Origin of the sequence: Pantoea sp. SJZ147 (assembly GCF_007828605.1) — a bacterium.
Taxonomy (GTDB): Bacteria; Pseudomonadota; Gammaproteobacteria; order Enterobacterales; family Enterobacteriaceae; genus Pantoea; species Pantoea allii.
In genome coordinates this window covers 29,433-52,787 of sequence record NZ_VIVB01000019.1, presented here as the reverse complement: position 1 = coordinate 52,787, position 23,355 = coordinate 29,433, and the positions used below count along the sequence as shown (strand labels likewise).

The window sequence follows — 23,355 nt, the reverse complement described above, 5'->3', positions numbered from 1 at the left end:
CACCCGAAAGTGGCCTGTGGTAATAATAAATTTTATTGCTGATCGCTGGTAAAGCTGCCGGCACTGATAATTGCGCCGCCAATTTCTCGCAGCCCGTAAAGAACAGGAACCGGATAGCCCATCGCTACAGTATTGACCGGAGCACCGAATGCATAGTTAGGCTTGTTGTCAGTACTGGATGATGCGCCAACGTTGAATTTCGGCTGCGGCGTCAACATCTGAACAACGCCACCTAACAGCATACTAATGCCAAGACCTGTCAGAGCTGTCGTGGTTGCCGCTGCTGCGGCCGCACTTATCCCCGCAAAGGCTGCAAATGAAGCACCTGCTGTGAAAAATGCGGCTACCAATGCGACAGCACCGATGATGATCTGCAGGGTTCCTCCTCGCTTAGAGCCTTCAATGATGGGCTCCATTTCAAACTCTGGGGACGCAGAACACATATCAAACTCCTGAAGTGAGATATTGTCTTTGCCACTGAAGAACGCAAACCTGATGCCATTAAGATGCGCGTTAGATACGTACTTTTTGAACCCCGGCACCTGTGAACACATAGCGCGGATAAGCTCGCGCAGGTCTGCAACATGGAACTGGTGAATTTTCCCAAACTTTTTTGCCATTACACCCTTCAATCGCATTGTTTTAAGCATCTGCCAGCTCCTTTCGCCGCACAACACGAACGGTACGGTTACGCCAGTAATCGCCATAAGGGACACGTGTTGATAAATTGCCCAAGTTGTGATGAAGAATGAGGTTGTCGCCAAGATAAATCGCGGCATGGTTAGTTACCGGGGCCTGAATCCGCATCATGATCATATCGCCTTCACGCATTTCTGCATTTGGTACCTCAATGAAACCTTCAGCCTGCCAGTTCTCGTCGTAGCGATTCTCTTTGCCATCAACCCACCACTCGTAATCCACAGACCAGTTATTAAGTGTGATGCCATGCTCCTGACGGTAGTAATCCATGATGAGTGTCCAGCAGTCGGAAAAACCCAATACCCACTTACGGCCAACAAGTTCGCGATCGCCACGTGGGCTTATCGTGCAGAAATCACCATCAGGCCAGGACATTATCCCCCACTCCACGCCTGAATAATCACACTGAACCCGGTCACGTTCAGACGGAATGAGTTGAGGTACGTCAGGGTGAGAGTGAATGACCATCAGTATTGCCCCCTGCTTTTCTGCCGCACGCTTTTCTGTGGGCGAAATGGCAAAGTGCTCATTTGGATTTTCTGAGATATTTTTGCAGGGAATATATACCTGCGCCCTGCCAGCCTGAACCACCAGCCCACAGGCTTCTTTCGGATACTCTGCAGCCACATGCTCTGTGATTGCAGCCATGATTTTTTCGCGCATCATTATCTACCCTGAAGGTTAGCTGCAGGGAATCCACCAAAAGGAAGCGGCTCAGTGTCGCCAAATCTGGCCTTGCAGTCAGCCAGGCGACCGCCACACACATCTTTTGCCGGGTCGGAAGTCGGGGAGCCATCCTTTGCAAAATAACGGTTTCCGGCATAATCGCAGCCGGTTCCTGTGCGGTACCAGCCTCGCATGCACCATGTACAGACCGGCGTTATCTGGCGTGATGGCAACTGGAGGCTCTGAATATCAAATGGCGAGCACAGTTCAAAATCCACCTGGACGCGGGTTTCTGCCGTTTTTGCATTGACATAAAAAAGCTGAAGACGCTCTTCCTGTGGATTCGCGTTTGGGTTGCCTGCTGTCCAGTTGTCCGCATCCAGATACTTCAGCATCGTGGTATGTATTTTGACTTTGGCTTTAACGAGGTCATCAAACTGAAGGCAAAGAGCGGTAACATAATTACCCACGTTACCCACAGAAAGCTTTGGAGTAGGCTGCGTCCCTGAACTTGTCATTTCAACGCCAGTCAGCTCGTAAGGATGAGGATCATACTCATTCCCCTGCCAGATAATGGAAGGCAGATTTTCAGCCGCAAAGGATTTCCAGCCCTCAGCGGCTATGTTGTAGGCATGAAAGCGAAGAACGGTATCAAGCCCGAATTCAGTGCCGTCAATTTCAATCAACTGCACCAGACTGCCAGGCTCAAGCGCCTGTACATCCTGATTAAAACTCATTTTTCACCCATAAAAAAAACCCACCGAAGTGGGTTTCCTTAGATAATTGACAATTTATTTATCCTTTTCAGCTCCAACTAAATCAAATTTGAATTGCTTGGGGCCTGCTTGATAAAAATCAGCTTCAATAATTAGTTTTTTGTGTGATTTAATACCCTTTATAAAGGATTTTGAGTCTTCAAAGAAAATAACGTCAGATCTCCCACCGGATGCAGGAGACATGGCGAATTTTTGAATTTTACCGTCGTCGAATTTTACTGAAACATGACAATCGCCGTATGAACTGCACAAAAACTGGCCTTTGCTTATTACCAATATTGCTTCTGATAGCGGTAAATCTTCAGCTTTCTGCCCGTCCTTTATTTGAGACTTTTTAGAACGGAGCATAAGGCCCATCTTCGAACCACCATTATAGGGAAAGTCAAAGTCTACTGAGTTATTTGATTCAGTTTGAATGAATTTTTGCGCGGTACCGCGCATTTCGTCACTACTGAAAGATGTAGACCACTCCGCTGATAATGCTAAATGCGAAAAAGTAATAAGCATAAAAAAGACGAATATTTTTTTCATATCCCTATCCCAAAGTTAAAGATGGACATAATCCTAAAGCCTCTATAATTCAATGGGAAGTAAGAAATTCATCTCTTGACGCTTTATGATCAAGTTATGGACCAAATGCTTGTTCAAAAGTAAAAGTAATTTCTACAAAATCTCCGTTTATGAACTTAGGGTTTACTGAATCAGCTTTAACCCTGAACAGCTTTTTCTCACCCCAGGGATTAGTCCACCAGAATGAACTAGCAACGTGTGTTTTGAGAAATGCTCTAACCTCCACTATGACAGCCTTCCTGCCATTGCATGTCAGTGACCAACTTTCAGCAACATCATTAATGCCGCGCCCAGATACTTGCTTATAACCATCCCCGAACTGCGCTGAATTGGTCGCTACGCTAATCTGCTCGCTCGCTTGCAGCCTGACTTCCCAGGTAAAAGTGTCTGTTGCCATTATCGCTATCGTCCGTTATAGAGGAGGCCTCCGGGTGAAATTTCTTTCCGCAGGCGTTCCGTGATAGTGGTCTGCACTATCGATTTAAGCTGAGATGCAGCAGCAGAAGTACCTGCAGCGGAGGAATCACCTGAGCTGTTTTCCTGTACGATAGTTACTGGCGCATCAACCTGAATAACCGTATTACCTACCGCACCGGGACGTGCAGAATCAACCGATACAGGTCGCTCAGTTGGCGGAGCAACCAGCCCACCTTCTGCATAACCGCGCATCATGCTGTAAAGATTTGATACGCCTATGCGCTCTGTAGCCTCTTTGGTGAAAACAAACTCACCCTTATGAACAACACCTGCCGGATCATTCTTTGCACCAACGCCAGTAAAACCGCCGCTATCAAATCCCTGATAACTTGTGCTCAACCCCATAGCGCCTGAAGAAGCTGCAGATGCGGCGGAACCCGCCACTGAAGCACCACCGCCAAAGCTCATAAACGAGGAGAGAATGGTTTTAGTCAGAATTGCCTGTGTGGCCATATCGACCAGGCTCTGAATCACGCTTTGCGCCAGCGAGGCAAACAGGTTTGAAAGGCTCTCTTTGAAGCTCTGCGTTCCGGTCAGCAGCCCGGTAAGGGAATTTGTGGTTCTCTCACGTACGGCATCGATCAGGCTGATATAGCCTTTATGAAGCCTGCTTTGTCCCGAGTAAAGATTCAGCGCTGCCTGATACTGTGCATCCGCTGAATCCTGGCTGGATTTCTGCATAAGCGCTTCATAGGTTTCCTTATTAATTTTGCCGTTGGCATAGTAGGCATCGTAAAGGCTCTGCTGCTGCACTAACTGATTCTGAAGCTGAGCGACCGGGTCAACCTCACCCGCTATGTTCAGCTTCGGCGCTGCCGTGCGGTTGGCCTGTGCCTGAATAAGCTTTTGCGCGGAGTCGTTTGCAAGCGTGATACGTGCTGACTGATACTCCTGTTCAGTAATCAGGCGGGCTGCGTAAAGCTGCTTAAGGTCACGGCTGGCCTCTGACTCCTGACGCATTACCGCCCTTGCCGGGGAATACTGCTCAGCCAGTTCCTGACGCTGGCGCTGATAGTTTGTCGCGTTTAGCGTCAGCACCCTCTGCACCTCGATCTGACTTACGCCAGCAGCTTTGGCATCTTTGAGGATTTTTTCCTGCGAAACCTTTTCCTGAAGGTTGATTTTTTCCAGGCTGGATGCATGCGCCTGTTCAATTTCATTACGGAGTGACTGAAACTGTTTAAGCGCCTGCGCAGCCTTTTTGTCTACTTTTGCCGGGTCTTCACCGCTCCAGGGTGACTGTACTTTTCCGGCATCCGCCGCCGCTGCCGTTGCTGCCTGAATGTCACTTTTAAGATTTTTTGCAGAATCAGCTATGCCCGTTTTAACCAGAAAACGCGCTTTATCGACATTTTCCATGTTGTCTTTGAGCGTTTTCAGACCAGTATTAACCGACTCAAGGTCGGCTTCTGCGCGTGTTTTTCCTTTTTCAACGCCTGATAACTGCCCGAACGGGTCAAAACCTTTCAGACTGTCGATGCGACTGTCAGCATCCTGAATTTCTTTAATCAGCTGATTTCGCTGAGTGACCTGATTTTCATACTGGTCCTGCAAATCAAGCTGTTTAACCGATAGCTGCTTGTCAGATAACTGCATCAGCGCAGCCGTTGTTTCAATGACCGCACCTTTCAAATCAAGCGCTGACTGACGGGCCTGCTTCGCCTGCTCATGAAAATAAAGTAACGCAGAACCGGCCAGCATCGCCGCACCCACCGGGCCACCAATGAGTGAGAAAGCCCCCCTCGCCAGCCCTGAAGCGACTGATGCCGCCCGCGCACCAAGGGAAAGCTGTGAATTCGCCGCCACAAGCCGCTCAGTAGCCGCCGTTTCAGCAATTCTCGACTCTCTGATCGTGCGACTTAGCGCGACCTGTTCTTTCTGGTACCCGACATTGATGCCCGCTGCAGCGTTTGCCGCTGTGCGCGTGCCAAGGTAACGGGCCTCTTCCTGAGCCTGTAAACGCGTGGCCTGTGCCGCTGCAATGGTCTGCTTAGCAATTTCGGCCTGCTGTAATGCATTTCTTCTGACTGCCATTTCATTAGCAGCCCAGGAGGTCACGCTTTCCCTGAGCCCGGCAGTCAGTTTGGTAGACAGGACCGGAATCAGCGTATAGAGCGCGACTGAGGCAACAGTATTGAAGTTATCAGCCAGGGCGTTGACGGATTCCGTAATGCTCTGAACGCCGGAACGCAGTGGACCATTACCAGACTGACCGACCTTAATGATCAGGCCTTCGAAGGCACTTGTCAGCCCCATCAGATCGCCGTTCAGGTTATTGACCCTGACTGCTGCCTGTTCGTGGGCTGTCTGAGTGCCGGTAAGAGACTTTGTCAGTTCATCCAGCTTGCTGCGGTTACTGGTCAGTATTGAAGCAGAGTTGAGGTTTTCAACGCCAAAAAGTTTAACCGCCTGCGCCGTCGAAAGGTTTTTTCCTGCAAGATTTTCAAGCGCTTTGCTCAGCCCGACGACAGACGGTTTGAGCGTTTTATCCGTGCCTTTTTCGAGACTGAGGATAATGTTACGCAGTGCGGTACCCGCCTCACCGCCTTTAATTTCACGCGATGCCAGCACCTGAATCGCAGCATTAAGCGTTTCAAAACCGATTCCGGCCTGTGCTGCGGCCACACCGCCATTTTTAATCGCGGCGGCGGTGTCGTTGATTTCAGACGCGCCGAATTTGGCACCTGCAGCCAGAACGTTAATATAACGGTCCGCCTGCTCAGCGCCCGCGCCGAACTGGTTAAGTGACAGTGCCAGTGTGCGCGTTGCATCTGGCAGCGTGCTGCCGCCAGCCTGAGCCAGAAGAAGCGCGCTGTTTGTCGCCTTTTGCAGCCCGTCAGCCGTCTCAAGCAGTTCAGGCTTAGCCGAAGCCATCAGCTTTAGCGCTTCAACGGCCTGACTCGCGCTGTATTCAGTAGATCGGCCCATCTGCTGAGCAGCCTGATCGAGAGCGCGAAGTTTGTCCCCCGTTGCGCCGGTAATTGATGACAGGTCAGACAGTGCCTGTGAGTACTGGCGCGAGGTCTGGATAATCGCACCAAGCGACAATCCCACACCAGCCAGCCCGGCGATGCGACCTGCCAGACCGCTGACCGTGGATGTTACGCGCCTGTAGGCCTCTTCAGTCTTTTTGGCATCATCCTGCGCCTGTCGGTTGAACTGACGGGACTGTTTGTTAGCATCGCCATACGCCCCGATGAGCTGCGTTTTAAAGTTAGCCGCGTTGAGGTGAAGCCCTACGGCAAGGGAAGCGACATCAGCCATTACATTAACGCCCTCATGACAGCATCACACTGCTGACTGACGTCAGGCGCAGTTACGTTACCTGCCGGGTGATGCGGAGTTTTGACAGAAGAAGAGTTTTCAGGGCCGGGCTGTTTCAGAATCCCCTGTTGAAGGAAGTAAGCCCGCCAGTGGTTCAGCACGTCACAGGGCAGCGCCGCTATGACGGAGGGGTCAGGTTCGCCCCACCTGTCAGCCAGCCAGAAAATAAGCTGGAGCCACGGCGAGCCCGTTAGTTTTTTTCCGCTTCTTCCAGCTTGCCGATAGCGTGCGTTTTGACGCGCTCAATCGCTTCCATCAGGGCTGGATTGTCATGCGAATCAATCAGCTCAGCCGCCGTTGGCAGCATCTCAGCGGGAATGGCTGAGCCGTCAGCATTCACCAGGCTGTCGATGACAAGCTGAACACTCATTTCTGAGATAGAACGGACGTTGCCGCTTTCCTGCGCCTTATCAAGCGCCTCTTCATAGCTGATAAGCTCGCCAGCGGTGCGACGGCGGATATAAACAGGGGTACCAAACATTTCTGTTTTTACGGCGGTGTTTTTCGGCTGCAACAAAAGCGATTTGAGTTTTGAAATATCGAAATTATCTGACATCAGATTTCTACCTGCTTAGTGGTTAAAGCCGCCATGACAGCGGCGCTGTTTAAGAATTAAGAGCCGGAAGCAACGCCCCACTGGATATTGTTTTGCTTGCCCTGAACGGTGATCTGAATGACTTCACTGGCAGGTGCGGTGATTTCATTCATCTGCCAGCCAGACAGCGCCAGAACCATGTTGGCGGTGCGACCGTTCGGCAGCTCAACGTAGAACTGAACCGTCTGACGGTTTTGCGCAGCATTAAGGAAGGCCGCAAAATCGGTGTTAGACGGGTCGTCCACAAAGCCGAGTGACTTTTCAGGACCCTCGGGCAGGTCAGAGATAAACTGCTTGCTCGTATCAATAAGCGTGGTGCAGTCAACGAAACCGCCCGTCTGACCGGTTGCACCGAGCGCTTTACAGTTAATCAGCGGTTTCATTGCGGAAACAGCCGCGCCAGCCGCGCCCCACATAACCACGGTGCCAGCAGGCAGCATCGCGTATTCTGGCGAAGTTTTATTATCAGCCATGATTTTCTCTCTTTTGAAGTGGTAGCGGCTGCTACCCGTTGTTTTGAATGCGGTCCCGTATTTCAACCGCGAGGATTCTGAGGACGCGGGATTTGTTGTAGTCCAACGCCGGACGGATAAAGGGTGAAGGAACCTGTTTTACTGTGCCGAATTCCTGAGCCAGCGCTTTAATGAAGTGCTGCTTACTGGGTCCGACACGAAGCACGACGACTGCATTGCCTTTGGTGCGGGTTGTGGAACGGATTTTGATGGAGTCACGCATGTGCGGGCCCTTTGCGGACTCGTCGTAACCTGCGTGCTCTTTCATGTCCTGCTCAACGATTTCAAGGGCAGCGCGGCCAGCGTCACGCAATACTTTTGTACCGGCTTTTTCACCCAGGGCAATAAGCTGACGTTCAAGCTCATCAAGCCCTGTAACCTGCATACTCAGCACATTCACACCTCACTGAAATAGATAATAAAATCTCTGCTCAGGCGGTACTGCACTGCGTTGTTGGACAACGTGAACTTATCCTGTTGCAAAGAACCGCGCTCAACGTACTGAACCGGATAGCCGCCAATATCACCATGCCTGATGCTCTTCCACATCTGCCAGAGTTGATTATCCAGAGCCAGCAGACCCGAATAGTCAGAGACTTTGACAAAGGAAATCTGGAAGCGCCCCGCCACCAGCGACGTTCTGACAAGACCATTTTCAATCTCGGGGTCAGAAATGCGCTGATAAGTAATCCCTTCCTGCTCAGTATCAGGAATGACTAATGGGTAAACTTGCAGCCCGGACAGGGCCTGAAGGGCTTTATAAATACCTGACTCAATCATGACGAACATCCCTTTCAGCAGTGATGACGGCACGATCACGCCTGCTGCGATCAACGGCTCTGATTGTATAAACCTCAATTCCCCAGCTTATTTTCCAGTCCGTCTGAACATCGATACGCGGACGGATAGTGAATTGCCATGTCTCAACAATCTGTTGCTGATCCAGGCTGCGTATTTTGCGGTTTGAAATATTTTCAGCTTTAGCCCAGATAAAGGGAGAACTGATAACAACCTGACCCGGCAATACTTCACCAAGCGGCCCGCGTTCTGGTTCAGTGCGCTGTACCCTGATGCGTTTATCAAGCTCGCCAGCAGCCAGGGCTGTCATAGACCATAAACCCTGTAAGGCTGAAGAAGCGCATCAACGGCCAGAGGCATTTCACTGGTTTTTTGTTCACTGACCGCTTCGCGATTTGCATACCAGTGACCGACCAGAAGCAATATGACCAGACGGATATCATCATCAAGCAGCAGACGATCCTCGTCTGTTTCAAACCCACTATCAGCGTTGGTTTCATAGAGATTTCGGCGCGTCCATTTTTCAATGTGTCGCTTTGCTGCACCAATGTAGATGGTTAACAACGAATCTTCGCTGGTATCGTCAGCATCAATACGGCAATGCTCTCTCACCGTTTCAAGATTGATAATCATGATGAGAATCCCGAGAGAAAAAGCGGCCCGGAGGCCGCTGATGGTTACGAACCGCTTTCGGCACCGCTGAAGTTGCCAAAAACGAACGCTTCAGGACGCTTAACAGCAAGCGCAAGTCGCTCTTCGCAGCGAATTGAGATCATGTTCTCTTCGAAGTCAGTGCCGTTTTCGGTGGAGATAACAACGTTAGAATCTTCACGGTCAAAGAGCTGAGCGGCCACATTGAATGCACCTGTCAGGAACTTGCCAACGAATTTACCTTCTTCAGTCGCCACTACCGGCAGTCCCCAAAGGGTCGGTCCGGTCAAAGCAGAAGGGTTAGCCAGGATATAGCGGCCCAGGCTGTCTTTGGTCAGTTCGATCTTTGCCCAATCAATAAAGTGCAGAACGTGACCTGATGCTGGGAAACGAGCCAACTGAGCCTGCAGCATAGCCAGGCGTAAATCATCGATACCGCTCTGCTGAGCGACCTTAAAGGCAGGATCAAACTTGGATGCCTGCGGAACGATGCCTTTCAGGTGAGCACCGCTGCCGTCGCCAAAAAGAATCTCCTGCTCTTCAACGTACTTCAGACCGTAACGCATCTCTGCATCAATGGTTGACTGAAGTTGCGCAAAGTCATCGAGAATCTGTTTCGACGCTTTGAACATGTGCGCAATGGTTGTGACAGGCGTGATTTTGGTTTCAAACTTGATGTCGCTGTAAGGCTTTTTCTCACCTTCTGGCACCACTTTGGCAGCGTTAGTAAAGCCGGTTTGCTGAACCCAGAAAATTGCGGGCGAACCAGTACGACCCGGCGCAATAAGATCGCGAATAAAAAGTCGCTGCTTAGGCGCTGTATCGATACCGGGCAGTCGCTGTGGTTCCACAACACGATCCGGCAGGTCTGGTGAAGTCAGCGCTGAGTTGACGGGAATACTCAGTCGCTTTCCTGATTCAACGCTGGAAGCAAACATTTTGAGTGCTTCGCTTGAAATGACAACATGGCCTGCAGACTGCGCGACCTTCACTGCATTTTGCAGAGGCATGTTAGCGACATGCTGCTCCAGGTCACCCAGAGCAGCTTTCAGAGTTTTTTCAGCTTCACGGAGCGCATTAAATTCCGAAGCCATTTTATCAACTGCCGCTTTTGTCTCTTCAGAAAGGGTTCCTGATTTTTTTGCCTCTTTCAGCGCCTCTTCCGCTTTAGCACTGAATTTGCCATTGGCCTCCTCAATGCTTGCAGTAACTTTTTTCAGGATTTCATTTACTTCTGACATGGTAATTCCTTATTTGCCGAACGCCGCCAGGGCGTCTTGGAGTTGTTTGAGATTTTCGGGGTTTACTTCATCGGTAGCGCTCGGCGTACCCTCTGGACTGGCAGCAGCGCCCGGCGTGCTGCCTGATAAAGCTTTGAGAAGTTTTCGCCGCTCTGAACGTGGCGTTTCTGCCTTGGCTAACAGAGCGTCGAGCTTACGCAATGCAGCTGCCGGACTGTCATCGTCATCGGATATTTCGTCGGCAGACAGGAGACGGTCAGCGAAACCTTTATCAACAGCATCACTGCCGCCGATATAGGTCTCACCGTCCATCATTTCAGCAATATCTTCAGCGCTGAGGCCTGAGCGATAGGAGTAGATATCACCCATTGCTTTATCGAATGGCTCCATATCCGCTGCTATCTGAGAAAGGTCATGACGATTACCCATCGCATAGACCCAGCAGTTATGGATCATCAGGAATGCACCACGACCTATCTGGATATCATCGCCAGCCATCGCAATAATTGAGGCCGCTGAAGCCGCCAGACCAAGGACCTTTACGGTCACTTTCCCTTCGTACTCACGCAGAAGGTTGTAGATGGCGAGTCCTTCAAACATGTCACCGCCAGGTGAATTGATGTTCACGGTGACGTCAGACCCATTCATTGAACGCAGTGCGCCCGCTATACGGCTGGCAGTCACTCCATCGCCCCAGTAGTCAGCACCAATCACGTCAAACACGGAAATGCTGTTTTCATCTGGCTTAGCGGCTTTGATACCGCCGTTCCAGCGTTCCATAGCAGCAGACGGCAAATCGCGATTTGAGAGCGCAGAAGGCCGTCCTGCCGGCGCAGCCGGAAGGCTTTTCAGTGTCATTTGGGTAGCTCCTAAGCCGCTTTCTTGAGCGGGGATTGTTCGAAAGGAATATCCGGGAAAACGTAGTTGTGTATTTTCAGAAGGTTAGCGGCCTGAGCTGCCTGGCTGTTTTGCTTCAGGTCTTCCAGTGGCGTGAGATTCAGCTGTACGGTGTAAATCTCACCCCCTTCAATCGGCGGCATATTCTCCAGGCGACGAACATCATTACGTGACATCCATCCGTTCTGAAGCGCTGTTGTGTAGTAGGCAGAACGTCCGGCACTGTCTGCACGCAGTAACCCTTCAACAGAGAACTCCGCAAATAACTCTTCATCACCATCAAGCAAACATCGTGAAATTTCCTGCTCAATATTTACGAGAAGTGGCCTGAGCGTATTTGTCAGGAACTGAAGATTCATACCTTCAACACTTGAAGCCCAGCTGCTTTGCTTGTCTGCATGGCCCACCATGAAAGGGGGAACCCTGAACCAGCGACATATTTCTTCGATACTGAAAGCCCTGGACTCAAGCATTTGAGCCGCTTCGGGATTCATTGTCACATTCTGGTATTTAAGCCCGCCTTCAAGAACCATGATTTTCCCGGCGTTCCGGGAACCGGTGAATGCCTGCATATAGCCACGCAGCCTTTCACGCTGATCTTTATCAAGGGCGGTTTCAGCTGAGAGAAACCCTGAACTCTGAAGGCCATTTTCAAAAATTTTTGCAGCTGACTCTTCTACGGCCATTGCAGCGCCGATGACATCACGACCAGCCATCATCGGCATCATCCCGCAGACACCATCAAGCCCGAACCCACGAATATGCATGATGTTTTTCACGGGTATCACGCGTTGTGAGGATGACTCCGTGTAAGTGTACTGTAGAGAACCATCATCAAGCCGCTTAACAACCATGTTTTGTGGGAGGAGTGGAACCAGCGAAACGAGCTTATTGCCGATCATTTTTTTTTCGACAAAACCGTTACCACGAAGACAGATGCTGGCAACAAGCATCAACATAAACCGCGATGGCGTCATCTCAAGATTAGGGCGGCGACAAAGAACCTGATAAGCAGGATGTTGCGTTGCTGGCTTGCGTGAACCATCAGCCTGACGCTGATAGATTTTTAATGGCAGTGTCGAGACCGATTCACTTAACAACCGGACACATGCCCATACGGCAGAAAGCTGGATAGCTTTATCGGCTGAGACAACCTTGCCACTGCTGCTCATCCCCATCCATTCCTGCCAGAAAGTACCCGTTGTTAATTCAATCGGTACGCCTAACCAGTTCAGCAAGGCTGATTTAACCTTGCCAGGCTGCTTTTGTTTTTTCATCAGACGCCTATCATTATCGGGTTTTCGAAGAATCCACTCAGGTCCTGCGCATCCTCACCACCATTTACCAGCATTCGGCTTTTGGCAGTGAACAGCGCGACCGGCCCGTCAATCTTGTTTTCAGGCGTGGACTTGTTTGGGAAAATGTTGTCGTTTTTGTCAGGCTTAACCGTGACGTTTGACATCATCCAGGTCATGACAGGATTTTCGTCATGGTGGAATTTATTGCCGTAAATTTCTGCCTGAACAGATTTCATTGATTCTGATAAGTTTTTTACCGTCTGAGCTACCTCAACCAGCGGTAAACCCTCTTCAGCAAGGGACAGACTGAACTGAACGGCACTCCAGGGATCGAAAGCAATCTCCTTAATATTTTCCCCCTGGACCCACTTAACTATGTCCGCCTTGATCATGGCGTGGTCTATAACGTCACCATCGGTCAGCTCAAGATAACCGGCTGCAGACCACTTTCTGTAAAGCTCCGCAATGTGAGCAGGTGCGGTTTCAAGCCTTCCCTCCGGTATCCAGAAACGTGACTGCATGTGAGTTTCACCGGATGGGTCACGCCAGGTTTTAACCGCTGCGCAGATATCAATCTTATTGGCGAGGTCAACGCCCACCCACATCGGCCACGTTTTACGGTCTTCATCAGCGCCGAGCTTCGGCATTTTTGACCAGCGATCCATGTCCATCCAGGCGCTTTCAGCCGTAACCCAGATGTTAAGGTGTTTGGTGAAAAAGTTTGGACGGGCGGCAACCTGCTCTTTTGCCTTTTTGGCAAGGCGGCGCATGTCGTCCCAGCGCTTACATATACCCAGCCCGGGATTAGCTTTAGGCCAGTTCGCCTCATCAAACGGGTCGTCTTGCTCATCAAGGGTGTAAATGACGGCAAAATAGGTGTCATCATCAACCACACCGCGTAATACCTTTATTGCGTAATCACGCTGCTCAAAACAGATGCCCTCTTTGTTGGTCCCTGCTGTAGTAATGGCAAACAGCAGCGACTGAAGACGTGCGCCAGTCGCCGTTTCCAGTACGTCCCAGACATCGCGGGTCCGGTGAGCATGAAGCTCATCAACAATTCCGCAGTGAATATTGAGGCCGTCAAGGTTGTTGGCATCGCTCGAAAGGGGTTCAAACTTGGAAGCTGAGCGCTCCTGATGAATATTCAGCTTCACATGACCGAACAGCCGACCCAGCGTCCGGGGCGCTTTCTTAATCATGTTTTTGGCATCGTCAAAAACGATGCGAGCCTGATCGCGGGTAGTGGCCGCAGAATAAACCTCTGCGCCTCCTTCCCCGTCAGCCCCGGTCATATAAAGACCAACCCCTGAAGAAAGGGTTGATTTGGCGTTTTTACGGGCCACTTCGTTGTAAGCAGTGCGAAAACGGCGAACCATAATCACATCGCCATCTTCATCAAAAACGTGCCCGCCCGTCACCTCATCGATCAGAGGGATGACAAAGCCATACAAATTGATAAGGATGAAAATATGCCAGGGCATCAGCTCTATCGGCTTACCTGCAAGAGCGCCTTTGACATGAGGAACAAAATTATAAAAGTCGAGAATATGCTGAGCGCGGTCCTCGCTGAAGTAGATACCGCGTTCCGGCCCATGCTCTAAATCATTGAGAAAACGCTGACACGCCAGGCGCACCAGTTCGCCAGCAACGATCTCGCCAGACAGCACGCGCTCGGCGTACTGAATACCAGCCTGAACAGTTGCCATTCATCATTTGCGCTTTTTAAGAAACTCTTCAAGGGGATCGGCTTCAGCAGGGCCCTTAGCGCCAACCTTAGAACGGCTGGCCGGTGTCATGCCAAATTCAGTGAGCATCGCCCGAATGCGCTTCCACGCATCGGACTTCATTACTGCTGCCGGATGAGCTTTAACAATATCCTCGCCTGTTGCTGACACCGTCTTATAGGTGTAGCCCTCTTCAGCCAGAACATCGCAGTGTTGACGGTACTCGGTGTAGGCCTCAATCAGCAGCTCAAGGGCTTTACCGTCGAGCGTGGTCATGACACCAACGGCATCAAGCTCTTCGCCAATTCGCTTGAACCAGTACTTCCCCATCTTATCCAGATGCTTTGGAATTGGGGGCACCCCAGACTTAGGTTTTGGCTCGTTTTTGTTTATAGCGCGTTTTGATGGGTTCCCCTTCACCAAAGCCAGATGTGTCGGGGTTTTCGGCGGTCCTGGCATAATCGAAAACTCCTATTAATCACTGGTTGGGTCACCCCAAAAAAAGTTTTCTAACCTGCGGCGATGCGAAAAAAGGTTAGGCGGCGGTCCTTAAAGGCGAGAGGGGTGAACTTTCGACCCGCCCTCCCCCTGACAAATGATAATGGCTCTCATTTGAGGTGAGATAGTTACATTTGAAACCACTTTGATGATATTGATTCTCATTTCAGTCTTTCTTTTGCGGTTTTGCTGCGGTGGCAGGGCCAGCACAGGGCCTCAAGGTTGATGTCATCATCGGTGCCCCCATGTGCTTTGGGTACGATGTGGTCAACGGTCTTGGCTGCTGTTGGCCTTCCGCTTCTCAGGCAGTTCTGGCAGAGATGCCGATCACGCTGCAAGATGCGAGCTCTTATCACATCCCACTTGCTGCCATAGCCACGCTCATGCCTGCTCTGTCCCTGCTGATGTTGCTCCCAACCATGATTGCGGTGAGCCTCACAGTAACCTGAGCGGTCAGTTGTGGTCTTAGCACAGCCGCGCTTCCTGCATGCTCTTGGTATCAGTGCTGGCATCAAGCCTCCACGCCCTGCGGCGCTGTGTGCGTTGCTCATTGTCCGGGTGCTGCTCAACGGTGTCCGAGTCTGCATGGTCAACAAGTGAATAGCATGGATAGATAACGTAGCCGCCAAAGGCATCACCAACGGCGTAGTCTGCTGGCTTTGCGCTGTCCCACTTAGTCAGCACATCACTGATACGATGTTGCGGTATGCTGTAACAGACGCCGTGTATTAGCCTGCTCATGATGATGTAGTCTGTCTGGCGCTGGTCACTTTCGATAAGCTTCGTAGCAACCTCGTGCTGGTATTGCGGAGGCCTGCCGGTGCCTAAATAGAAAGACAGCAAATCATCAGGGAATCGATCAAGCCAGGCTGCTACCTTTTCGGTGAAGCCATCAACCAGCAGCGCATCGTCTTCCAGTATCACTACGCGGCAATTCTGCTGGCTGGCCCACTCAATAGCACGGTGGTGATTCCAGTTTGCGCCGTGATGGCCTTCATCAATCATTAGGTGGGCACGCAGCGACCACGCCAACTGTTCTGCCTGATGACGGCGCATGTGATGGCCGACAACGACAAACTTAATATCTGTCTGCGTCATTGTGTGTGAAAACCTTATTGCGAGCCTGCCGCGCTGCCTCAGCTGCTTCATGCCTACATTCGAAGTAGCCAATATGATGACTTTTCCCATGCTCTTTATAGTGAGCACACCATTTACGCATGTCCTTATTCCACGTTACGCCACGATAACCAGATGAGGCATTGGAATGCCTATTTCTGTTTTCAGCATTTTGCTTTGGGGTTACTACGCGGAGGTGTGCAGGGTTGACGCAAAGTGTGTTATGGCAGGTGTGGTCAATTAAATATCCCTCTGGGATCGGGCCGTTGTGCATTTCCCATGAGGCGCGGTGCGCAAGTATCATTTTACTGGTTTCCCCCGGCTTTGCGCCGGTTTTTAGATGACCATAAAACAAAAACTTTCCACCGCCAGCCCGACTTTTCCGCTTAGCCGCGGTCCATATCCAGCACTCATGAGGTTCAGCCATAACAACTTTCTCCCAGAATCTTTCAATGAAAGTTCTGGTTTTGGTCATATTTGACTACTTATGTTTAAACCAAGCAAACTCACTACCAATGCCGTCAGTTTTAAAAACGGTATTGATCCTTGGACCGGTAATCACCCTATCTTTAAATCGATTAACTACTATTCCAAAACAAATCATGTCACCGACAGATTCCGCTGACTGCTCTTTATCCCAGAAACGCAACGATTCAATGTGGTAGTACAGACGGACAATGCCATGCGCTATTGCCATCACATCATCGCGGGCACCACCCAGCAGGCCAGCGTTAAGCATCACATCGTTGCGATGCTCATCAATGAATGCCTGATAGATAGCTTCGGGATGAGACTTTTTAGCCCAGGGATCGGCGTAGGTCTTGGGTTCAGAGCCAACGTAAATCTTGCCCGATTCCATTTCCTGCCACGGCTGCTGAAGCATTTCTACATCTGTGCCATCGGTACACCAGACAAAATGATATTCAGGGTGATCGCGTAAGTGCTGCCAGATATGCAGCCATCGCCGGAAGTAGACGTTCATCTTCACATCAGGCACACGAAATAACTCAATGTCAGCCGGAGCAGTGTCAAGCTCATCAGCCAGGACAATGCGGCCACAACCACTGAGCGATGACGCCCACTTATCCAGCAGGTCAGGCGATGGTGTTATCTTAGCGCCGCGCTGAGGGTCTGGCTGGCTGGTAAGTAACGTGGTGATAACCACATTGCGTTTGTCTCGGTACTCAGCATATCCGGTGTAGCAACTGTTACGGCGCTCATTGTGGATAGTCACATTGCGCTTAACCTGTGCTTCACGGTCTGGCTTTGGTACAGAACGCTCAACGGCCTGATGCTCATCAAGCGAGTAAATAAGTTTTTCAGAACCGACAACATCAGCGAACGCCCAGGACGTTAACCCAGTATTGTGAATGCGTAATGCTAAATCTGAGTGCTCGTACATACCGCGCTGATAGATGGGGTCAAAGCCACCCACCTTTTCAATCACGCTACGATGGTAGTAAAGCATCACTCCGCGCTGGCCTGTGTAGGCAACGTGCTTATCGTCACGGTAAAGCACAGATATGTCGTTAAGCTTTTGGCCTGTCGCGAAGTCCTGAAACTGATATGCCAGATGCGGTTCTGGTGAATCGATGTAAGGCTGTTCCCATCCAACAGCTACAGGCCATGCGTCATCATCCCAAAGGAAAAGATGTTCACATCCCGCATCAATCAGCACCTGTAAACTGGCGTTCTTTGATGCCACTATGCCGCGTGACACGTCACGACGAATAACCCTGATACCAGCAGGAAAAGTTACCGGAGCGCTTGAGCCATCATCAATCACGACCACCAGCGCACCAGCAGGAAGAAACCTAAGCTGATGATCAAGGGCGCGGGATAAAACGTCATGGCGGTTGTGTGTGCTGATAGCAATACCTATATTTGATGCCCGCTCAGTCATTGGCGCATAGGCAATTCCATCAATCACGACGTCCATTCAGAGTTTCCTGCTGGTCAGATAGGTATAACCCTCAGCAATGGTGATACCACCAGCCGATGATTCATTGTGTTTATGCTGAAAATTGAACTCAGCGAATGCAGTTTTCAGTACAAAATAAAAAACCGCCCTAAGGCGGTGAGCTTAATCAGATGGCGTACCTAATATATAACCATCTACTTCCTCTAGCTTCATCCTTAAAAAAGCATTATTGATATTGCCAAATCCACCTGAATTACTATTGACTCTAACCTTCTTTAAGTTGATGAAATCAAACTCTCTTTCACCTTCGTATTCTTTATAGTCTTCAGGTTTGGGTGATTTTTCACTTTTTTTCCAGAAATACTCTGCTGTCGCAGGGGCTGATTCGCCTCTAGCGCCAAAAATACCGCCCACAGATTCGTAATACTCTCTTTCCGAGATAATCACACCTGCGATTAATGAGCCTTTGCTAAGAAGAGTGACTCCATAATTAGCGTTGGCGAAATTTGCCACCTTCACTAAAAAATGCAGATCATTATCCTGGATTTTACGCGCAAGCACCTCTTGATACGGGTTATTAACTTCCTCAGACATATCTACCTCCGAATTTAAAATGGAGAAACTACAATACATCTAAGAATTTTCTTAGTGAAGCAAAATTAACCATTCCAGCTTCGCAACGATTCACAGCGTGGCTAACCGTTATCCCTTGTCGGAGGATTCTTTAGCAGTAAGCATCTGGAAGGGGAACTGCACGACATTCCCGCGCTAACGCATCAGGATGACACACAATCATGTTGAATAACCTAATTATTGGGTCCGAGCACCAACATGAGATTTGCTGTGATGGTATAATCACTGAGGCGATTTTGACGCTATCTCTGGAGATAAAAATGAATATTGAAAAAGATAAAGTAGTCGTTGTACTGGACTATTTAATGAAGGATTTTCCGGGCACCGTGACCGATTGGGCCCCAATCCAAAACGCAATTGGTTCAGAAATAGATTTGGTTGGTTACTTAGTTTACTTAAAAGACCAAAATTACATTGAAGGAAATTTCACATTTTACCCGTTACGCTGGGAAAAACCCTGGGAAATAGCCTTATCATCAGTGAGAATCAATGCTGCTGGCATTGACCATCTTCACGATATGAGCCCCTCCCCATCTGGATGGATTCGCAGATAATCCCAAATAACAACTTATTTAAAAGAGCTTGCTTCTCATCGCAAGCTCATATCACTCTCAATTTTTCTTATCGCTGCTCTATCAATATTGCACTGAGCCACTAAACCGTATAGCTCAGCATTGAGGCTTACGCTGTCACCGAACATCATTGGATCGGGCGGCGCTGGCGCTTCAATCGGGCTGGTCAGGTCAGCGGGCAGTGGCACCTTTGGCTGGCTGACTGTCCGGTACTCCACTTGCGGCTTTTGCTGCACTCCGCAACCTGTCAGCAGCATCAGCGGGAACAGGAGCAACAGCGCACTTATCCGCTGCAAGATATTGCTTGATTTCATTCTGTAGTTTCCGGTTCTGCTGGGCTGTTAGGGCGCGTTGTTCTGTAACCTGACTCATTACGTCATTTTGCTTTTTAACGGCTGTCACCAGCTCGTTAATGCTGGTAGCCAGGCCGTCATTCTTGGAGCGCAGGTCGTTAATCTGCTCGTCTTTGCTGTTCGCCAGCTTCTCAAGGCGCTGATTGGTTGCCTCAAGCTGTGAGCTGCGGGCATTTAACATCCAGAGTGCCAGGCAAATCAGGCCAATGACGATGACGGGTGAAAAAGTTTTGACGAGATTTAATGGATTCATGAGATGAACACCTCTCGCTCTGCGGCACGGCGCTTAACAAGGCCTGCTAATTTCTTGCCACCTGCGTTAACCCATTTGCCAAACTCATCTGCTGCGCCAGCGAAGTCACCTGCGTTAAGCTTTTTAAGCAAAGTGGATTTAACGAAGTTGCCGGAACCCAGGTTGAAAACAAATGACGCCAGCGCATCGAACTGGTTTTGTGTCAGCTTCACCTTAACGTTAGTGTTAATGGTCAGCTCTGCCGCCAGCAAATCTTCACGCAGATATTTGTCAGCCTGCTCGCCGGTAATCACATCACCCATCTTTACACCATGGGTATGTCCGTATCCGATAGTGGGAATGCCTACGCTGTCGCGATATGCCTCAAGCTTCAGGCCTTCGAAGCGCTTAATCAGGTCCATGCCTTTATTGCTGGTTTGCATCAGTATCCCCTGTTTTTCTGGCTATCCACCCGCGCAACTTGTCGCTGATGTAGTCATTACCCACATACCCGATGTAAACCGCGAATACCTGTGCGGCGGCGTCAGGGATGTTCCAGTTGAAGAGAGCGCCCATTACCTGAAGCGTCGGGCCAGCGAAGAACGCCAGTGCGCTACAGGAAACAGCGTCGAGAACCCGCTTACTCCACGGGCTTTTTGCATAGGCACTGCGTAATAGTGAAAACATGCCTGCTACCCCGGCATATCCCCATTCTGTTTTATGGGCGTACAGCCACAGCAGCACTGTGGCCCAAAAGCCCGGGTCTTTTTCTGGAGGCATGCGCTTAGTTCCCGCCACCTGGATGATGGCGGCTTGCTGTTGAGGAAAAGATTGCGCATCGCCACGGCGTCAAAATATGAGTGGTTGCTGATTGGCGAGCGCAAAAACGAAAAAAGGCCGCTTTTTAGCGACCTCTTGGAAGTTTGATCTGAAACAAAAAAAGCCCACGAATGTGAGCCTAATGTTAACTGCACTGTTTATTATAACTAATCAATTCGATATATTGGTGTTGGATTTCCCTGGTGTTCGCTACTTAGCACCCCCGCTTCAGAAATCTTCGCAGGATGGTGAAGATGGGGGCTTTTTTTTCAGTATCAGTGTAGTTCCGTCACGAATACCCTGTGACAACCACCGCCTAATCGTTTAGCAAAACTAATACTTACCCTATGATACAGCAACTGTACTAAAGAATAATACCGACTAGCCTTTTGTATAGCTTATCCGGGCATAAGGCATGGAATCAGTAACATACGAATGGTCCAGCGCTTTAACTCTCAGTAATTAAACCCTGACGCATTCCGCGATAGTTTCCTTGCCCGTCGGCAACAGGGGTAAATCAGCATGTGAATATCACAATATGAAAGGCGCTACAGGTTTGCAGTCCTGGACAGAACGGATAAACCGGCTGCGCTCAGTGCCTTTGGTATTGTGTGGAAATGAAAAAACCCCGCCGTCTGGCGAGGTTTCTAATTTAAGAAGCTATGCGTTGTTACCACTCTTAACAGATTACATAGAGAAATTCGTAACGAAAAGCAGATTAAGCGGTTTTTTGAAAAATAGTTTTCTGAGCCGCTTCATCCATCTCAAGCCGGGCATCTGTCATCAGTATGCAGGCATCAATAAACGTTTCGGCGATCATAAGCTTCTGACGCACTTTCCCCTCAGAACATTTAAGCCAGCGGGCTATTGTTGATTTGGATACGTCATAACGGTAGTGCGCCATAATCAAATCAAGTTCATCCAGGCGTCCAACCTTTTTAAGCATGCCAACGGCGGTGTCAATAATCATGCCGTCATTGTCACAGCAGGAAGGACGGCTACTGGTGCTCTTTGGCAGCAGTGTAATAAACATGGGGCTTGTAGGATTCCAGCCTACCTGAGTGCCTTCACATGCAGCCCAGCCACCCCAGCGCTCTAATACCAGTTGAATGTCACGCATATTAAATCCCCTCCACACACTTTATTTTTTATCTGTCCCAATGACGCCAACTGCAATAGCGTGATCAAGAAACCGGAATAACAGTTCGATCTGACTGCCGTAATTCGACTCAAAAAGTTTTGGGTCGCGGTGTAATTCGTCGTGATGCGCCCTGCAAAGCGGAATCACGAATAAATCATGTGCCTTTGTTCCCATACCTCCCTGACCGTGTCCTATGATGTGATGCGGGTCATCTGCCTGATTAGAGCAGCATGCGCACTTCTGCGCTTTCACCCACTGAGTGTACTTCTGGCTCTCCCAGCGCCTGCGCTTTGGTCGCCTCATGAATGACTCTGGCGATTCTGGGTCAGCGACAAGAGTGATTATCTTTTTCACCTGCTCAGCGGCCTGCTGAATGACCTGTTGAGGCTGACGTTCTGGCGCGATGTGCGATTCTTTAAGCTCACCTGAGATAATCTTTACTGGCATACGCAGAACCCGCCGCGCCGGTGCGTCAGGTATCAGGTTGATAAGGTCATTAAGTGAGGACCACCAGCAAAGCTCAGGCAGGGTTAGCTGATGCTCCCCATGCAAACCAAGCTGGCTGCAAACCATCCTGATTATCCACAGAGCTGTGTTGCCCTTAGCGATGTTGTCCAGCTTGCCGGGTGTGCCATGCTCCCTGAACTGGTTATCGTTGCTGTAGCACAATGACACCAGGCCGGATTCAGTTTCGTGAAGCGTGTATTCATGGTGATGCCATGTTGCATCGTCATGCCACTGGCAGCAGCCAAATCCACGAACAAACCCAGCCAGGCCATTAGGTCCACCAGCGGCAGCTATAACGCGATCATGACTGAAGAACGGGATAAGGGATGGCTCATCAAGTAGCGGCTGTGTGCCGTCATTGATCATGCCTGATGGAAGGTCAGCCATATCCGGTGTAGGCGTGCTAACCAGAACGCGGCCACGAAACATCCCCATCAGGTCTGAGCCAGGCTTGAGCAGCACTATCCCTGTGCGCGGAGCAACCTCAGGCGTTAGCAGTGCTCTCACTCATCACCCCTTTCCGCTTTGTGAGCCGTCCACAGCCCGCCAATCCACTGAACGCCTTTGGCAGTGAAGCGGGACTGACTGAAGGCATAATTTGAATCGGTAGTGGTGCCGGTTCTGACTTCAAACCGACCGGCTTCGATATGCTGGCTATAGGGAGTCATGACACCATTGAGTCGGTACATGATCCTGCTATCAAGCAGGAACAGGCGGAGCTCTGGCTCTTTGGCCTCAAGAAGTTTTGCCACCTGGCGGAATGTCATTGAGCCTGTAGCCATGACATAACGATCCACGAAAGCGACCTTTGGAGCAGCTTCAGTAAGCTGTATCTGCAGGCGTTCCTTCTCCTCTTCCATTTCGGCAGCAAGACGGAGTGCCTCAGCAAAGGTCTGCGGGATTTTAACTGGCTGGCTTTCCTCTAACTCATGCAGCCGCTTAATCACTTTCATGCGGAGAATGGCACTGTAACCGGTGATGAGGCATTCGGTGTGCTCACGATCAAGACGGTATTGCTGATATTCTTGACCATTCTGGGGGTGTACGAACTTTTGCGCACACCCATGCACGTCCTCTTTTAGCTGCTCATACATGCGTTCGATATCTTTCATGACATCGAAATGACGCTTGCCAGTCAGCTCTGCAATTTCACGGCTGGTCATGGTTGGGAATTGAATGGCACTGACTACAGGCGCATTAGCGCCTGCTGATTGATTTAGCATTTGAACTCTCCACACACTTTACACGCATTATTTTTAAACGGCCCCGCCCCATCACCTGCAAGTGAACGGGACCAACCTCTACCAATGGCATCTGCAACATGCCCCGGTA

29 protein-coding genes are annotated in these 23,355 nt (G+C 50.1%); 1 reads left to right on the top strand and 28 read right to left on the bottom strand.

Annotated features, from left to right (window positions below; genetic code table 11):
- Positions 1–32: 32 nt before the first annotated feature.
- The 22 genes from FBY13_RS22510 to FBY13_RS22405 form a co-directional block, all read right to left on the bottom strand.
- Positions 33–650, bottom strand: coding sequence for a tail assembly protein (locus tag FBY13_RS22510; protein ID WP_145395203.1), 618 nt, complete (start codon positions 648–650; stop codon positions 33–35).
- A complete protein-coding gene (locus FBY13_RS22505) occupies positions 643–1,362 on the bottom strand; it encodes a C40 family peptidase (protein WP_145395209.1) in 720 nt (239 codons plus the stop codon). The genes FBY13_RS22510 and FBY13_RS22505 overlap by 8 nt, the downstream gene beginning before the upstream one ends.
- A gap of 2 nt (positions 1,363–1,364) precedes the next feature.
- Complete coding sequence (locus tag FBY13_RS22500) at positions 1,365–2,102, bottom strand: phage minor tail protein L (protein WP_145395202.1); 738 nt, start codon at positions 2,100–2,102, stop codon at positions 1,365–1,367.
- A gap of 54 nt (positions 2,103–2,156) precedes the next feature.
- Positions 2,157–2,672, bottom strand: coding sequence for a hypothetical protein (locus FBY13_RS22495; RefSeq protein WP_145395201.1), 516 nt, complete (start codon positions 2,670–2,672; stop codon positions 2,157–2,159).
- 94 nt (positions 2,673–2,766) lie between these two features.
- Positions 2,767–3,108, bottom strand: a complete 342-nt coding sequence (locus FBY13_RS22490; protein ID WP_145395200.1) for a phage tail protein — start codon at positions 3,106–3,108, stop codon at positions 2,767–2,769.
- A 5-nt stretch (positions 3,109–3,113) separates the two neighbouring features.
- Positions 3,114–6,452, bottom strand: coding sequence for a phage tail tape measure protein (locus FBY13_RS22485; RefSeq protein ID WP_145395199.1), 3,339 nt, complete (start codon positions 6,450–6,452; stop codon positions 3,114–3,116).
- A 250-nt stretch (positions 6,453–6,702) separates the two neighbouring features.
- Positions 6,703–7,068: a phage tail protein gene (locus tag FBY13_RS22480; RefSeq protein WP_145395198.1), complete on the bottom strand. Its 366-nt coding sequence runs from the start codon at positions 7,066–7,068 to the stop codon at positions 6,703–6,705.
- A 56-nt stretch (positions 7,069–7,124) separates the two neighbouring features.
- Complete coding sequence (locus FBY13_RS22475; RefSeq protein ID WP_015700599.1) at positions 7,125–7,580, bottom strand: major tail shaft subunit; 456 nt, start codon at positions 7,578–7,580, stop codon at positions 7,125–7,127.
- Positions 7,581–7,611: 31 nt separating this feature from the next.
- Positions 7,612–8,004, bottom strand: a complete 393-nt coding sequence (locus tag FBY13_RS22470; protein WP_217267990.1) for an HK97-gp10 family putative phage morphogenesis protein — start codon at positions 8,002–8,004, stop codon at positions 7,612–7,614.
- Between the two features lie 11 nt (positions 8,005–8,015).
- Positions 8,016–8,399: a hypothetical protein gene (locus FBY13_RS22465; RefSeq protein ID WP_145395208.1), complete on the bottom strand. Its 384-nt coding sequence runs from the start codon at positions 8,397–8,399 to the stop codon at positions 8,016–8,018.
- Entirely contained in the window at positions 8,392–8,727 is a 336-nt protein-coding gene (locus FBY13_RS22460; RefSeq protein ID WP_145395197.1) for a head-tail adaptor protein, read from the bottom strand. The genes FBY13_RS22465 and FBY13_RS22460 overlap by 8 nt, the downstream gene beginning before the upstream one ends.
- Positions 8,724–9,050, bottom strand: coding sequence for a head-tail connector protein (locus tag FBY13_RS22455; RefSeq protein WP_145395196.1), 327 nt, complete (start codon positions 9,048–9,050; stop codon positions 8,724–8,726). Before FBY13_RS22455 ends, FBY13_RS22460 begins: the two co-directional genes overlap by 4 nt.
- Positions 9,051–9,094: 44 nt before the next feature.
- Positions 9,095–10,309, bottom strand: coding sequence for a phage major capsid protein (locus FBY13_RS22450; RefSeq protein WP_145395195.1), 1,215 nt, complete (start codon positions 10,307–10,309; stop codon positions 9,095–9,097).
- A gap of 9 nt (positions 10,310–10,318) precedes the next feature.
- Positions 10,319–11,167 (bottom strand): head maturation protease, ClpP-related, encoded by an 849-nt coding sequence (locus FBY13_RS22445; protein ID WP_145395194.1) that lies wholly within the window; start codon positions 11,165–11,167, stop codon positions 10,319–10,321.
- Positions 11,168–11,178: 11 nt separating this feature from the next.
- Positions 11,179–12,483, bottom strand: coding sequence for a phage portal protein (locus FBY13_RS22440; protein ID WP_145395193.1), 1,305 nt, complete (start codon positions 12,481–12,483; stop codon positions 11,179–11,181).
- The gene (locus FBY13_RS22435) at positions 12,483–14,213 is read right to left on the bottom strand and encodes a terminase large subunit (protein ID WP_145395192.1); all 1,731 of its coding nucleotides are present in this window, start codon (positions 14,211–14,213) and stop codon (positions 12,483–12,485) included. The genes FBY13_RS22440 and FBY13_RS22435 overlap by 1 nt, the downstream gene beginning before the upstream one ends.
- A gap of 3 nt (positions 14,214–14,216) precedes the next feature.
- Positions 14,217–14,690, bottom strand: a complete 474-nt coding sequence (locus tag FBY13_RS22430) for a phage terminase small subunit P27 family (RefSeq protein ID WP_014593381.1) — start codon at positions 14,688–14,690, stop codon at positions 14,217–14,219.
- 200 nt (positions 14,691–14,890) lie between these two features.
- Entirely contained in the window at positions 14,891–15,241 is a 351-nt protein-coding gene (locus tag FBY13_RS22425; RefSeq protein WP_145395191.1) for an HNH endonuclease, read from the bottom strand.
- On the bottom strand, positions 15,195–15,827 hold the full coding sequence (locus FBY13_RS22420) for a hypothetical protein (protein ID WP_145395190.1): 633 nt from the start codon (positions 15,825–15,827) through the stop codon (positions 15,195–15,197). The genes FBY13_RS22425 and FBY13_RS22420 overlap by 47 nt, the downstream gene beginning before the upstream one ends.
- Entirely contained in the window at positions 15,808–16,320 is a 513-nt protein-coding gene (locus FBY13_RS22415) for an HNH endonuclease signature motif containing protein (protein ID WP_145395189.1), read from the bottom strand. The genes FBY13_RS22420 and FBY13_RS22415 overlap by 20 nt, the downstream gene beginning before the upstream one ends.
- Positions 16,321–16,326: 6 nt before the next feature.
- Complete coding sequence (locus tag FBY13_RS22410) at positions 16,327–17,784, bottom strand: glycosyltransferase family 2 protein (RefSeq protein WP_145395188.1); 1,458 nt, start codon at positions 17,782–17,784, stop codon at positions 16,327–16,329.
- Between the two features lie 144 nt (positions 17,785–17,928).
- On the bottom strand, positions 17,929–18,360 hold the full coding sequence (locus tag FBY13_RS22405) for a hypothetical protein (protein ID WP_145395187.1): 432 nt from the start codon (positions 18,358–18,360) through the stop codon (positions 17,929–17,931).
- 299 nt (positions 18,361–18,659) lie between these two features.
- Here FBY13_RS22405 and FBY13_RS22400 point away from each other — a divergent pair, with 299 nt between their 5' ends.
- A complete protein-coding gene (locus FBY13_RS22400; protein WP_145395186.1) occupies positions 18,660–18,953 on the top strand; it encodes a hypothetical protein in 294 nt (97 codons plus the stop codon).
- Between the two features lie 189 nt (positions 18,954–19,142).
- On the opposite strand, the gene FBY13_RS22395 is transcribed toward FBY13_RS22400, so the two are convergent.
- From FBY13_RS22395 to FBY13_RS22370, 6 genes are all read right to left on the bottom strand, one after another.
- Positions 19,143–19,577 (bottom strand): Rz lytic protein, encoded by a 435-nt coding sequence (locus FBY13_RS22395; RefSeq protein WP_145395185.1) that lies wholly within the window; start codon positions 19,575–19,577, stop codon positions 19,143–19,145.
- The gene (locus tag FBY13_RS22390) at positions 19,574–19,999 is read right to left on the bottom strand and encodes a lysozyme (protein ID WP_145395184.1); all 426 of its coding nucleotides are present in this window, start codon (positions 19,997–19,999) and stop codon (positions 19,574–19,576) included. The genes FBY13_RS22395 and FBY13_RS22390 overlap by 4 nt, the downstream gene beginning before the upstream one ends.
- Positions 19,983–20,336 carry a phage holin, lambda family gene (locus FBY13_RS22385; protein ID WP_024471897.1) on the bottom strand — a complete coding sequence of 118 codons (354 nt, stop codon included), beginning with the start codon at positions 20,334–20,336 and terminating at the stop codon, positions 19,983–19,985. The genes FBY13_RS22390 and FBY13_RS22385 overlap by 17 nt, the downstream gene beginning before the upstream one ends.
- A gap of 757 nt (positions 20,337–21,093) precedes the next feature.
- Positions 21,094–21,495 carry an antiterminator Q family protein gene (locus FBY13_RS22380; protein WP_145395183.1) on the bottom strand — a complete coding sequence of 134 codons (402 nt, stop codon included), beginning with the start codon at positions 21,493–21,495 and terminating at the stop codon, positions 21,094–21,096.
- A 21-nt stretch (positions 21,496–21,516) separates the two neighbouring features.
- The gene (locus FBY13_RS22375) at positions 21,517–22,530 is read right to left on the bottom strand and encodes a DUF968 domain-containing protein (RefSeq protein ID WP_145395182.1); all 1,014 of its coding nucleotides are present in this window, start codon (positions 22,528–22,530) and stop codon (positions 21,517–21,519) included.
- Positions 22,527–23,246: a phage antirepressor KilAC domain-containing protein gene (locus tag FBY13_RS22370; RefSeq protein ID WP_145395181.1), complete on the bottom strand. Its 720-nt coding sequence runs from the start codon at positions 23,244–23,246 to the stop codon at positions 22,527–22,529. Before FBY13_RS22370 ends, FBY13_RS22375 begins: the two co-directional genes overlap by 4 nt.
- Positions 23,247–23,355 lie beyond the last annotated feature (109 nt).